General features: G+C 52.3%; 12 protein-coding genes. 6 read left to right on the forward strand and 6 right to left on the reverse strand.

The genetic code is table 11. From position 1 onward, the window contains the following. Positions 1-86: 86 nt before the first annotated feature. Both D467_RS0118580 and D467_RS0118585 read left to right on the forward strand, forming a co-directional pair. Positions 87-1,094: an amidoligase family protein gene (locus tag D467_RS0118580; protein ID WP_018919047.1), complete on the forward strand. Its 1,008-nt coding sequence runs from the start codon at positions 87-89 to the stop codon at positions 1,092-1,094. A 50-nt stretch (positions 1,095-1,144) separates the two neighbouring features. Beyond that, positions 1,145-1,828: a gamma-glutamyl-gamma-aminobutyrate hydrolase gene (locus D467_RS0118585; RefSeq protein WP_018919048.1), complete on the forward strand. Its 684-nt coding sequence runs from the start codon at positions 1,145-1,147 to the stop codon at positions 1,826-1,828. On the opposite strand, the gene tpx is transcribed toward D467_RS0118585, so the two are convergent. Beyond that, positions 1,818-2,321 carry a thiol peroxidase gene (tpx, locus tag D467_RS0118590; RefSeq protein ID WP_018919049.1) on the reverse strand — a complete coding sequence of 168 codons (504 nt, stop codon included), beginning with the start codon at positions 2,319-2,321 and terminating at the stop codon, positions 1,818-1,820. The two genes, D467_RS0118585 and tpx, sit on opposite strands and share 11 nt — an antisense overlap. Before the next feature lie 193 nt (positions 2,322-2,514). Between tpx and D467_RS0118595 the strand changes: the two genes are divergently transcribed. Next, entirely contained in the window at positions 2,515-3,237 is a 723-nt protein-coding gene (locus D467_RS0118595; RefSeq protein ID WP_018919050.1) for a glutamine amidotransferase, read from the forward strand. 35 nt (positions 3,238-3,272) lie between these two features. Here D467_RS0118595 and nfi read toward each other — a convergent pair whose 3' ends face one another. Together nfi and D467_RS0118605 are read right to left on the reverse strand one after the other, a co-directional pair. Next, positions 3,273-3,983: a deoxyribonuclease V gene (nfi, locus tag D467_RS0118600; protein WP_018919051.1), complete on the reverse strand. Its 711-nt coding sequence runs from the start codon at positions 3,981-3,983 to the stop codon at positions 3,273-3,275. A 138-nt stretch (positions 3,984-4,121) separates the two neighbouring features. Then, complete coding sequence (locus D467_RS0118605; RefSeq protein WP_018919052.1) at positions 4,122-5,855, reverse strand: DEAD/DEAH box helicase; 1,734 nt, start codon at positions 5,853-5,855, stop codon at positions 4,122-4,124. Positions 5,856-6,381: 526 nt separating this feature from the next. Between D467_RS0118605 and D467_RS0118610 the strand changes: the two genes are divergently transcribed. Then, positions 6,382-6,579: a CsbD family protein gene (locus D467_RS0118610; protein ID WP_018919053.1), complete on the forward strand. Its 198-nt coding sequence runs from the start codon at positions 6,382-6,384 to the stop codon at positions 6,577-6,579. Positions 6,580-6,721: 142 nt separating this feature from the next. Next, on the forward strand, positions 6,722-7,204 hold the full coding sequence (locus tag D467_RS0118615; protein WP_018919054.1) for a PRC-barrel domain-containing protein: 483 nt from the start codon (positions 6,722-6,724) through the stop codon (positions 7,202-7,204). A gap of 100 nt (positions 7,205-7,304) precedes the next feature. Here the strand turns inward: D467_RS0118615 and D467_RS0118620 are convergent, their stop codons facing one another. Both D467_RS0118620 and D467_RS0118625 read right to left on the reverse strand, forming a co-directional pair. Continuing rightward, on the reverse strand, positions 7,305-8,300 hold the full coding sequence (locus D467_RS0118620; RefSeq protein ID WP_018919055.1) for a glutathione S-transferase family protein: 996 nt from the start codon (positions 8,298-8,300) through the stop codon (positions 7,305-7,307). A 101-nt stretch (positions 8,301-8,401) separates the two neighbouring features. Beyond that, positions 8,402-9,313: a LysR family transcriptional regulator gene (locus D467_RS0118625; protein ID WP_018919056.1), complete on the reverse strand. Its 912-nt coding sequence runs from the start codon at positions 9,311-9,313 to the stop codon at positions 8,402-8,404. Between the two features lie 815 nt (positions 9,314-10,128). Here D467_RS0118625 and D467_RS0118630 point away from each other — a divergent pair. Further along, positions 10,129-11,802, forward strand: coding sequence for a peptidoglycan DD-metalloendopeptidase family protein (locus tag D467_RS0118630; RefSeq protein WP_040460670.1), 1,674 nt, complete (start codon positions 10,129-10,131; stop codon positions 11,800-11,802). Positions 11,803-11,878: 76 nt separating this feature from the next. On the opposite strand, the gene D467_RS0118635 is transcribed toward D467_RS0118630, so the two are convergent. Further along, positions 11,879-12,138: IS3 family transposase (locus D467_RS0118635; protein ID WP_018916814.1), on the reverse strand; the 260-nt coding region annotated here is incomplete at its 5' end.

Genomic DNA, 12,138 nt, shown 5'->3' on the forward strand with positions numbered 1-12,138 from the left:
ATACGCGGCTGTGCTCATGAGTGGCTGTGTTCATGAACGACTATGATAGGCTGGTAGTTTAAACGTTCACCTCTCAGGATGCCGAGATGACGCTACAAGCTCCACCGAACCGGCTAAATAGTGACGGCAAGATACGCCACGTAGGCGTTGAAATTGAATTTGCCGGCCTTCCGCCGCGCGATACGGCCCTTGTCGTTCGCGATCTATTTGGGGGTGAGCTTAACGTGGTCAGCCCTCACCGGCTACTGGTTGAGAAAACTCGCTGGGGCATATTCGGCATAGAGCTCGATACTCAGTATGCACACCCCGACCAGGCAGTGCTTGATGAACATCGCGACTCAGATAGCGAATGGCAGCGCCACCAACAGCAGCGCCGCGTCGAATTTCATCAGAAAACCCGCGAGCTGATTGGCGATATGGTATCAGGCTTGGTGCCTACCGAACTTGTCTGTCCGCCGATTCCCTGGAATGAGCTTGATGATCTGGATGCCATTTTCCAGGCGTTGCGCGACCAGGGCGCCAAAGGGACCGACGCCAGCCTGCTGTATGGTTTTGGCTTGCATCTTAATATCGAGGTGGAGTGCACAAGCGTTAGTTACCTGCTGGCGATGATGCGCGCCTATCTTCTACTGGCCCACTGGCTGCGGGATGAAATCAAAGTGGATATCACGCGGGAAATGCTGCCCCATGCGAATCCGTTTCCCAAGGAGTACGCTTTAAAACTACTCGATAGCCACTATGCGCCGGATCTGGATACCTTTATTGATGATTATCTAGTGCATAACGCCACACGCAATCGCGAACTCGATCTACTCCCTTTATTTGCTTACCTGCGCCCCGACCACCCTCACGAGTTGCTGCATACCAAGCTTATAAAGCCACGGCCTACCTTTCATTACCGACTACCCAATGCGCAGCTTTCGCAACCGGGTTGGGGTGCGGTGGTTGAATGGAACCGCTGGGCTGAAGTGGAAAAGCTTGCCGCTGACGGCGTGGCGCTTCGTGCGCGCTGTGATGAATATATCGCTGAGCACAACCGGCCGCTGCTAACGCGCTTGAAAGATAAACTGATGAGGCTGGTGCGCCGCCGCTAGGGCAGTTTTGGACAGCTCGCTATTTTTTGACGACAAGAGAATTTATCTGAATGTCTCGGCCGCTTATTGGAATAACCACCTCGGATTATAAAAGCCAGCTTGCTTGGTGTTTTGACTGGTTCGCCGTATGGCGCCATGGTGGAAAACCCTTACGCCTCTCCCCTTCCCGCCCACTGCCAGAATATCTGGATGGTTTGATTATTGGGGGTGGCGATGATATCCAGGCATCACTGTATGGTGGCGAGTTACAGCTTGATGTACGCCTGGACCCTGCCCGTGATGAATTAGAGCTTGCCCTGCTTGAGCGCTTTATCCCGTTGAACACGCCGGTACTGGGGATCTGCCGGGGCGCGCAGTTAATCAACGTACATTTAGGCGGCACGCTGGATCCTGACATTTACACGACCCACGAAGGTTTAAAGCGCAGGCGCACGGTATTGCCCCGTAAAACGGTCGATATTGTGGGCGCAAGCCAGCTCTACCAACTGCTGGGCGTGACCTGGTGCCGTGTAAATAGCCTACACCATCAGGCAGTTAACGAGGCAGGCCAAGGGATTGCGATTGTCGCTCGCGACCGGGATGGGCTGGTTCAAGGGATCGAATCGCGTGAGCATGACTTTTTGATTGGTGTTCAGTGGCACCCGGAATGGCTGATTTTTAATCGCCCCCAGCAGCGTCTGATTCGCGCGCTGCTGGAGGCTGCTAGAAAGTGTCAGAAAAGCGCTACGCCTTAAGTACTGCTAATGCCGCCTCATAGTCAGGCTCGTTTTTAATTTCACTGACCAGCTCGCTATGCAGCACGCGGTTATCCGCATCCAACACCACGACGGCTCGCGCGCACAGGCCTTCCATGGGACTATTGCGCAGAGCAACGCCCCAGGCTTCTAAAAACTCCGGGTGACGGAAAGTGGAGAGCGTTTTGACATTATCCAGCCCTTCCGCGCCGCAAAACCGCTTGGCGGCAAACGGCAAGTCTGCCGACACGACCAGCACAACGGTATCGGTAAGATTAGAGGCCAGCTCATTAAAGCGACGTGTCGACATGGCGCACGTCGGCGTATCGACGCTGGGAATAATATTGAGGACCTTGCGCTTACCCGCATAGGTATCCAGCGTTACGTCTTGAAGGTCACTGTTGGTGAGCACCATGGCTGGTGCGGTTTGCTCGGCAGCTGGAATTACTCCGGCCACATCCATCGGCTCACCGGCACGCGTAATCTGTTGCATTGCACTTCCTCTATCAGGCTGATTTGAGCAGTGTTTCCCTGCTCATGTTGGCAATCGCATCATGCCATGTTTCACCCCATTAATACCCGTTACGTGTCATGCTCGTGGTAGGCTAATGGGCATTTTATGATGTGACCTTATAATGCGTGGAAGGGTTTGTTTCGTCTATTTATCTGGCTAACCGAGAATCAACATGGCTTGTGTCGTAATCGTTAAAACCGGCGATGCGTTTCCTAATGTCGTCGAACAGCACGGTGATTTTGAAACGCTCTTTGAAAAACAGCTACACGATACGCTACCTGAACCGCTGACACTTCACGTGTGGGATGCCAAGCGAGACCCCACGCCCGTGCCGCTGGAACAGCTGGCAGGCATCATGATTACCGGCTCACACAGTATGGTTAGCGATAAAGAGCCTTGGAGTGAACGGTTAAAACCCTGGCTGCAGGATGCCCTTGAAGCAGATATACCCATGCTGGGAGTATGTTATGGCCATCAGCTGATGGCGGCGGCCTTAGGGGGTACTAGCGACTATCACCCCAATGGGCGCGAGCTGGGTACCCATAGCGTTGCTCTGACGAATGCCGGTCGTAACGACCCGCTGTTTGGTCAGCTACCCGAGCACTTCAAGGCCCATCTGACCCATGCTCAGTCCGTGTTATCGCTGCCCGAAGGTACCGAAGTGTTAGCCTGCAATTCACATGACGCGCATCAGGCGTTGCGCTACGGCCCACGCCAGTGGAGCGTTCAGTTCCACCCAGAGTTCACGATGCCCGTGATGCGCGCTTATATAGACGCCCAGCGTGGAATATTAATTGATCAAGAAAAAGACCCTGAGGCAATTGCCGCTCAGGTGGTCGAAACGCCGGACGCGACGAGCCTGTTAAAACGTTTTGTAGCGCTTCTAGCGTCATAACGTCTTACCGTTTAGCCGGTTTAAATTTAGACAGCTTAAAACAGGGAATCCTGAAGCTGTTTTGCACGCTGACCACGTCGCGAGGCGAGCCTATCTGCCAGGCGAGTAGGCTCTGGCAGCTTGGTGTTCCCCAGACAACGCATTACCCAGTCAAGTGATGTTTCAAGGCTGATACGGTGCCCGGGTGAAACAAACACCGGCTTTACCTTGGCCCGCGAGCGCAGCACGGCGCCGATCGTATCGTTACCTGCTCGCAGCGGCACCCAGTCCCCTCGCGCCTCCCCAACCTCAGCGTATTTTCCATACAGGCGTGATTTAGCGATTCCAATGGTGGGCAAATCCAGCCACAGGCCTAAATGCGCAGCAATACCCAATCGACGCGGATGGGCGATACCCTGCCCGTCCACCATAATTAATTCAGGCATGATGCTGAGTTTTTCAAACGCCCCAAGCGCTGCCGGAATTTCCCGAAAGGAAAGCAACCCAGGCACATAGGGCATCCGCGTTGGCTCGCGATGAACGATCTGCTCAACGACGGTTAAGTCAGGTGCTGTTGCCGGATCCCATTTCAATAACACTACGGCCGCCCGCGTGGTCGCTCCATCGTCTTCAAAGCCAATATCCATTCCAGCAATATGTGTGACCGGGTCAATACGATCGGCAAGCTCCAACTGTTTAGCAAGCTGCTTTTGCAGCGCGATGGCGTCCTTAGGTAACAAATTCCACTCATGTAGCGGCGCGTTCATTGTCGACTCCCTGTCGCGTGTATCCTTGATGTATTTCTACCTTCAACCTCTTTAAGCGTAGCAAAAAAATGCCCCCGCACCGTTTCCGGGCGAGGGCATTTTAGACGCGGCGTTGACCGCTAGCGACCGCTTAAGCGATTACGCTTCGCGACGACGGACCGGCGCGTCACCATCGTCACGACGACGGCGCGGAGCGCGATCCGGCGCGCTGTCTTCACTGATTTCAAGCGGGCGACCGGCGACACGCGCACGGGCCATCTTGGTCAGGATAGTAGCGGGCAGACCGCTAGGTAACTCAACAACAGAGAAAGCGTTACGAATATCAATACGACCGATACGTGCGCCTTCAATACCGCCTTCATTGGCCAGCGCGCCTACCAGCTGGCCTGGCTTGACGCCATCTTTATGGCCAACGGATACACGATAGCGGGTCATGCCTTCGCTGGGTGTGCGAGCACGCTCACCACCACGTTCTGCACCACGCTCACGACGAGCACCCGGTTTGGCACTGCTACCGCCTTCACGCGGTGCACGCTCTTTACGCGGCGCCTGCAGACGACCGATCGGTGCTTCATCAGCACGCGCCATTGCACCAAATGCACAGGCCAGCACGATCGGGTCATGGCCTTCTGCCACCAGACGCTCAACCAGTGCCAGCTGCTCTTCAGCACCTTTGGTCAATGCGGCAACCACACGGTGGTGGAAGACTTCGTCACGGTGAGCGCGAATAGCGGCTTCGTCAGGAAGCGGCATTTCGGTCATTTTCTGACCGGTTGCCTGCTCCATCCAGCCTACTTTACGGCCTTCACGGAAACCGGCAAACGTAATCGCGATACCGCTACGGCCAGCACGGCCGGTACGACCGATACGGTGCGTGTAGGCTTCTGCGTCTTGCGGCAGGTCGTAGTTGATAACGTGCGTAATGCGCGGCACGTCAAGACCACGAGCGGCAACGTCGGTTGCAATCAGCACGTCAACCTTGCCACGCTTCAAGCGTGTAATGGTGCGCTCACGCAGGCTCTGGTCAAGATCACCAGAAAGGCCTGCAGCGTTAACGCCACGTGCGGTTAACTGCTCAACCAGCGTAGTACACGCCGCACGGGTGCGAACGAACACAATCGCCGCATCAACCGCCTCGACTTCAAGAATGCGAGACAGCGCTTCAAGCTTGGCACCGCCATCAACACGTACAATGCGCTGCTCAATGTTTTCGCCAGTCGTCGTGCGCGACTCAATCGCCACTTTTACCGGGTCAACCAAATAGCGGTTAACAATACGTTCAATTTCAGTCGGCAGGGTTGCCGAGAAGAACACACGCTGAGCATCTTTCGGGGTATCGGCGACCACACGTTTAACGTCGTCGATAAAGCCCATGCGCAGCATTTCATCAGCTTCGTCTAATACGAGGGCTGACAAACCATCCAGCTTCAAGCTGCCACGGTCCAGGTGATCGATAATACGGCCGGGGGTGCCAACGATGACCTGGGCACCGCGCTTCAGCGCGCCTAACTGCTCACGATACTCTTGACCACCACACAGTGTCGCAACTTCAAGACCCTGCAGGTTTTGACCATACTTACTAAATGAGGCTGCAACCTGCTGAGCAAGCTCGCGGGTCGGAGCCATAACTAACACTTGTGGTTCGCGACGTGTAAGTTCTAAACGCGACAATAATGGCAGTGCAAACGCAGCGGTCTTACCGGTACCCGTTTGTGCCTGGCCCAGCATATCGCGGCCTTCCAGCAGCGCAGGAATAGTTTGCGCCTGGATTGGCGAAGGGATTAGGTAGCCCTGTGCTTCAACAGCAGACAGAACGGCAGGCAATAGAGCCAGATCGCCGAAGCTCGGCGAGGCGACAGAAGTCGAGGTCATTAATCACACCTTGGTAGGCCGGTCGTACCGGCAAAAAACATCATAAGCGTCTCTGACTCTGACATCGACGCGCCACAAAAAGGCAGCATCGAAAAACAGGTTCCGTTAAACGGATAATGTCATCAGTGGAGTCGGAGACGCCGGTCGCACCTAGCATCCGGTTGGCAATACCGTCATTACGGGCCAACCGCTGTGGCGACCTTCTGCGCCGATTTCACCCGTTTGGTGAAATGCTGGAGGCGCGCCATCTTCACAGCAATGAACATCTGCAGCTATCGAGATGTTCCCGCAAGCCTTGCTACGTATCCAGATATAAAAACTACCCAGATGTAAAAACTACGTAGGCAAACGCTTATCGTCGTGATGGAGGGGTCAACACATGCGAGGAGCGCGCATCCTAACACCGCAATAGACGAATGGCTAGTCTTTTTACTTTACCCAAATTAAACAACATTACTTGCACTTGTTTAAATATGGTCTAACTTAATAGGTGCCTTAACATGTTCAGCAATTCAAGGAGTGATATATGAACTGGGATCAAATCGAAGGCAAATGGACTGAAATGAAAGGTAAAGCCCGCGCTAGCTGGGGTGAATTTACCGATGATGACCTTGATCAGATTGGTGGTAAAAAGGATCAACTGGTTGGCAAGCTTCAGCAAAAGTACGGTCTTGAGCGCGAGCAGGCTGAAAAGCGTGCCGATGACTGGGCCAACGGTCTGTAATCACCAAAAAAACTCTAATCATTGATATCGTCATTAATGTTTGGTTAACCGATTTACTAAGTACTGATGATTATAAGTATTGGTGATTAATAGGAATCCCCATCGGTACTTACTGATATTACTAGCGACATGGAGAGATGCTATGCGTAAATCAATGCTGACAACCGCTATCGGAACTGCACTATTAGGCAGCTTGGCGTTTGGTGCGCAAGCGTCCCAAGAGCCGCAAGGCATGTATTCCGCCGAAGACATTCTTGATGCCGAGGTGTATTTTGCCAACGGTTCGGGCGATGAGATTGGCGAAGTTGAAAACATCTTGTTTGATGAAGAGATGCGTATTAACGCGCTAGTCATTGAAAGCGGCGCGGTACTGGGCCTTGGCGGCCGGGAAATTGTAGTAGGCACCGATTACTTCTCGCTTGAAACGCACACCGAAAGTGATGGTGACACAGAGCATCGTATTATTCTTGATGCGACCGCCGAAGAAGTCGAAGGCTTCCCAGCCTACGACCGTGACTGGTGGGAACAAACCAAGGCTAATGCACGCGATGCCTGGGACACTACTCGGGATGGTGCACAAAGTGCTTGGCAGTCGACACGCGACGCCGTATCCAATAACGAGTAGTACCGGTTTATTGGTTGATGAAGTTTAAAATAAAAAGGGCTGCCTAACGGCAGCCCTTTTTTCATGGCATCATTCAGCAGATTTGCTGCTTGCTTTATCACTATTGACTAATCCATATGCCCTGCCCCGGCAGCCGTTCACGATCATGGGGGCGCTCAAAATCAAGCATCGGCCCTGCAGGTACGATACGTGTTGGATTGATCGTATCGTGACTGTAATAGTAGTGACGCTTTATATGATCCATATCGACCGTTTCGGCAACGCCCGGCCACTGATAAATCTCACGCACGTAGTTAGCCAAATTAGGGAAGTCTTCGATACGTTTGAAATTGCATTTGAAGTGGCCGTAATACACCGCATCAAAACGAATAAGCGTAGTGAACAGACGAATATCGGCTTCCGTTAGCCACTCACCCGCCAGGTAGCGCTGGGTATCCAGACGCTTTTCCATTCGACCTAACGCTTCAAACAGTGCGTTTACGTGCTTTTCATAAACGTCCTGCTCCGTGGCGAAGCCCGTTTTATATACGCCGTTATTAATATGGTCGTAAACATCGGCATTTACCGCGTCAATTGCTTCGCGTAAATCCTCTGGGTAGAAATCCAGACGATTATCAGTGAATTCATTAAAAGCGCGATTAAAAATACGTAACAGATCCGCAGACTCATTATTGATGATGGCACTGCGCTGCTTATCCCACAGTACCGGCACCGTGACCCGGCCGGTATAGGTAGGATTAGTCATGGTATATAGCTGGTAGTGGTAATCAACGCCGTTAACCGCATCGCCACTTGAGCCTTCATCCTGATGGTAGGTCCAGCCTTTATCAAGCATCAGAGGACTTACGTGCGATACACCTACCAGAGGCTCAAGCCCTTTCAACTTGCGCATGATCAATACGCGATGTGCCCAGGGGCAGGCTAACGAAACGTATAGATGATAACGATCCTTTTCAGCAGGATAGCAAGCACCGTCGGTTTCTGGCTCAACGCCGACCCAATCGCGCAACTGAGCAGACTCACGAACAAACTCGCCGCCACTCTTTTTAGTGTCATACCATTGATCTTGCCATTCGCCATTAACGAGCAGACCCATAAAGAATCTCCTGACAGGGTGATTAAAAGCCAGCTATAGGCCTAGTATTCATTAAGCATAACCCTGTCGAGCAGATGCTCAAGCGGATGTTTTAAGGCGCTTCATTCGAGAGAATCGAACCTTTCGGGGCATAGCTCGCCAACGGCCTGCTTTAACGCGGTGGCCATCGCATGAGCCGCAGGTCCCGCGCGATCACGGTCACGAAAAATTATTTGAATAGGCACTTCACGGATACTACCCGCGGTTAATGGCAGCGGCTTTAACTCGCCACGGCGAATATCATCTGCAATACGCGTTTCGGGCATCCAGGCAAACCCCAGGCCGCGTTTCAACATATCAAGCGACGTGTTCAAGTGCCCTACCGTCCAGCGCTGCTCAGCTTTTAACCACCCAGCGTCGGTCGATTGGCGTAGCGCTGAATCGCGCACGACAAGCTGGCGATACTGAGCCAGATCACGTAAATCAAGTGCTCTATCTAGCTGGTGTAGCGCATGCTCAGGATGCGCCACCGCGATAAAGCGTACGCTGACCAGCGGTTCGCCTAAAAAGCCTTGCGCCTCCATACCCGATATCACTAAATCGGCGCGCCCATCGTAAAGCATTTCCGTACCACCGTTGAGTACACTCTCGTGCAGCTGAACGCGTACCTGGGGATACATCTCGGAAAAGCGCTCCATGGCCTTGGCCTGTGCGGCGGCGGGAAAAACCTGGTCAATCGCCAACACGATTTCAGCTTCCAAGCCTTCCGCCAGCCGTGAGGCAACATCTTCAAGTGAAGCCGCACTTTCGATGAGCTGACGCGCACGGCGAAGCAACAACTCCCCCGCTTCGGTTAAACGAACCTGACGCCCAATGGGCTCAAGCACCTGAACACCTAACTGCTCCTCAAGCTTATGAACCGCATGATTCAGAGTAGAGGGACTTTTATGTACAACCTCTGCCGCACGCGCAAATCCACCATGATCAACGACGGCTGCCAGCATTTTCCATTGTGCAAGTGTCACCCGGGACATTTCGACTCCCTCGATACTAAATCGCGAAACCATCCGCTTAATATTCGAAAAACCATGCCTAGAATGCCAGTAATCATAAATAAGCACTGCTAATTTAGAATTTATTCAGCAAAATTAATGCTCAATAAGACTTAAGCATATTGTTACAAGCAACCTCGCGTCTTCGGGGGTATGAGGCAGCCTTAGTAAGCCTTGATTGCCCACTGTGCGCGTTCACTCTCTCACTTCAATCGCCCTGAGCGCTTGATAGGCCATCATATTGGCCCCATTAATAACCATCAGTCTGAACGCTTCAGAGCGTAAACTGCCTCAAAAACCTCTCGGTTAACTTTTTGTTACAAAAAAAATGCTTTTAAGCTGTGCGTTCTACGTCCGATATGATGCAGGTTAGCTTCAGACTAATTTTCCCAAGGGTCAAGAAATCAGTTAATTATTTTTAGAACTTATTTAATTTATTGATTTTTAATAAAAAATAATTGAAATTTGAGCTAACACATATATTTCTATGATGAATAAACGTTATACAACCTTTACATCGAGATGTGCTTGTCTATGCTTAAGTCATTAATTAGCACTTGTTTAAGCTTGGCAAAGGTAGCAGAGTAAGTGCTTCGAAACGAATATGGCAGCTACTCGTTTACCTTTGTTAGCAAACAGTGTTCAAAAATCTTAAGGTTAGTTAGCTATTTCTGCTTTTTAGCAGAAGTATCTTTTATGTATAGATATACAGTCTATGAACCCCCTCACTCATGGGGTATGGTTCCGTCTACTTTCATGTTACTTTTTTGATCACGAACTTGGCGGCCTATTTACCCATGTTGCGAATCCTCCATTCGCTGCCCCGCACGCATAAATTATTACTGTTACCTGTGGCGACGATGGTCACAGTGCTGGGCGCACAAAAGTTAATCACTACGTATCAAGATTTGAACCAACCTCATACTCCACTGGAAAGCGTTTTAGTGCCGCTTCCCAGCGATTCTGCGCCGGGCATTCCTTCCCTTCATCAAGAACGAACGCCTGTCGCGGATGCCATCAACCGGGCCACCCGCGCGATTGATGCTACCCGCGAACATATTCCGTTAAGCGATTTAGCCGTTAAAGAGATTGTTGATCTCGACGTTATTTCAAGTGCAGAGGCCTCTTTAGCGGATCATCATTCGTCCAGCCCCCCTGCCTTACACAACAGCCCTATCGATAACGGCGCACTGCATATGGCCATTGTTGTGGGTACGCTGACAAGCGGCATGCTCGATATCGACCCCAGCTCTTCTGTCGAAATCGCCGATGCCACTTCGTATGAAGATTACGGAATCGATCTGTTTGACGACGTCTCGTTCCTGGAGCTAGAACTTGCTGCGGAAGAGCCGTTTGTACCGGAATGGAAAACACATATTGTTGAATCCGGTGAAACCTTTGCCGTGCTGGCGCAAAATGAGCTGGGCTTAGGTTATAGCGAAGTATTAACTCTGCTTGATGATTTGCCCGAACCGCGAATGCTGACTAATTGGCGGGCAGGCCATAGTTTCGACTATATGCTCGACGAGAACGGTCGCCTGTTATCGCTTCGCATGATGAAAAACACCCGCGACGGGGTGCTGGTCGAAAGCGAAGACAGCCAGTTTGCCGTGACTGCCATCGAGCGCCAGGGCGAGCCGGTTCAGCGCCTATATGCAGGTAGCGTTAGCGGTAGTTTTGCTCGCTCCGCTCAAGCCACTGGTTTAAGCAGCGGCTCAGTCACCGAGCTGACCAAGTTGTTGGAGAAGAAACTGGATTTCCGTCGTGACAGCCGCCGGGGCGATCAATTCCAGGTGCTGGTCGAATCCGACATGATTGAAGGCGAAGCTCTCGATTCACGCGTTCTGGCGGTGAAATACAACGGCGAGCGCATGGACCTGACCGTAGTACGCAATGCCACCGACAACCACTTCTATACACCTGATGGCAATAGCCTCGACCCCTCGTTTGCGCGCTACCCGTTTGAGGGCAGCTACCGTATGAGCTCGGGCTTCAACCCTCAGCGTAAGCATCCGGTCACCGGCCGCATCAGCCCACATAACGGTACCGATTTTGCCATGCCGATTGGTACCTCCGTCATTGCTCCGGCCAACGGCCGCGTCGAGCGGGTGGCCAATCACCCGGCTGCCGGGCGCTACATCGTTGTACGCCACGATAACGGCTACCGCACGCGCTACCTGCACCTTTCCCAGCCGCTGGTTAGCCAGGGCGATCGGGTGACCATGGGCGAGCGTATCGCGCTTTCGGGTAACACAGGCCGCAGCACGGGCCCTCACCTGCATTATGAAGTCATCGTTAACAACTCTCCGGTGAATGCAATGTCAGTGGAGTTGCCTGAAAACATGGGGCTAAGTGGCGATACGCTGATTGCTTTCCAGGCCCAGGCTGAACCAATGCTTGCGGCGCTTGAAAGCGGCCAAACCGGTACCATCAGCGTTGCAGGCTACCAGCCAGGGCAAGACACTGATTGACCTGCAGCCCGCTTAAGCTACACGCGTAAACGCCGCCCAAATTGAACTGACCCCATAAATTTGGACAGTAAAAAAACTAAGCGGCCAAGGCCTGATTTCGGTACTGTACCGGACTCAGGCCTTTTAGCTTGGTCTTAATGCGCTCGTAGTTGTAGTAATGGATATAGCGTCGGATGCCCGCCTGTAACTGTTCAATATTGTCGAACCGGTTCAGGTAGAAATATTCAGACTTCAGCGTTCCAAAGAAGCTCTCTATGGCGGCATTATCGAGACAATTTCCCTTGCGTGACATGCTCTGGATCACACCATACTCCGCGAGTTTGCGCCGGTAAGCAG

The organism is Vreelandella zhanjiangensis DSM 21076 (assembly GCF_000377665.1).
Lineage (GTDB): Bacteria > Pseudomonadota > Gammaproteobacteria > Pseudomonadales > Halomonadaceae > Vreelandella > Vreelandella zhanjiangensis.

Bases quoted from the DNA above. Each gene is read 5' to 3' on its own strand.
- D467_RS0118580 (WP_018919047.1), top strand. From the start codon at position 87: ATGACGCTACAAGCTCCACCGAACCGGCTAAATAGTGACGGCAAGATA.
- D467_RS0118585 (WP_018919048.1), top strand. From the start codon at position 1,145: ATGTCTCGGCCGCTTATTGGAATAACCACCTCGGATTATAAAAGCCAG.
- tpx (WP_018919049.1), bottom strand. From the start codon at position 2,321: ATGCAACAGATTACGCGTGCCGGTGAGCCGATGGATGTGGCCGGAGTA.
- D467_RS0118595 (WP_018919050.1), top strand. From the start codon at position 2,515: ATGGCTTGTGTCGTAATCGTTAAAACCGGCGATGCGTTTCCTAATGTC.
- nfi (WP_018919051.1), bottom strand. From the start codon at position 3,983: ATGAACGCGCCGCTACATGAGTGGAATTTGTTACCTAAGGACGCCATC.
- D467_RS0118605 (WP_018919052.1), bottom strand. From the start codon at position 5,855: ATGACCTCGACTTCTGTCGCCTCGCCGAGCTTCGGCGATCTGGCTCTA.
- D467_RS0118610 (WP_018919053.1), top strand. From the start codon at position 6,382: ATGAACTGGGATCAAATCGAAGGCAAATGGACTGAAATGAAAGGTAAA.
- D467_RS0118615 (WP_018919054.1), top strand. From the start codon at position 6,722: ATGCGTAAATCAATGCTGACAACCGCTATCGGAACTGCACTATTAGGC.
- D467_RS0118620 (WP_018919055.1), bottom strand. From the start codon at position 8,300: ATGGGTCTGCTCGTTAATGGCGAATGGCAAGATCAATGGTATGACACT.
- D467_RS0118625 (WP_018919056.1), bottom strand. From the start codon at position 9,313: ATGTCCCGGGTGACACTTGCACAATGGAAAATGCTGGCAGCCGTCGTT.
- D467_RS0118630 (WP_040460670.1), top strand. From the start codon at position 10,129: ATGTTGCGAATCCTCCATTCGCTGCCCCGCACGCATAAATTATTACTG.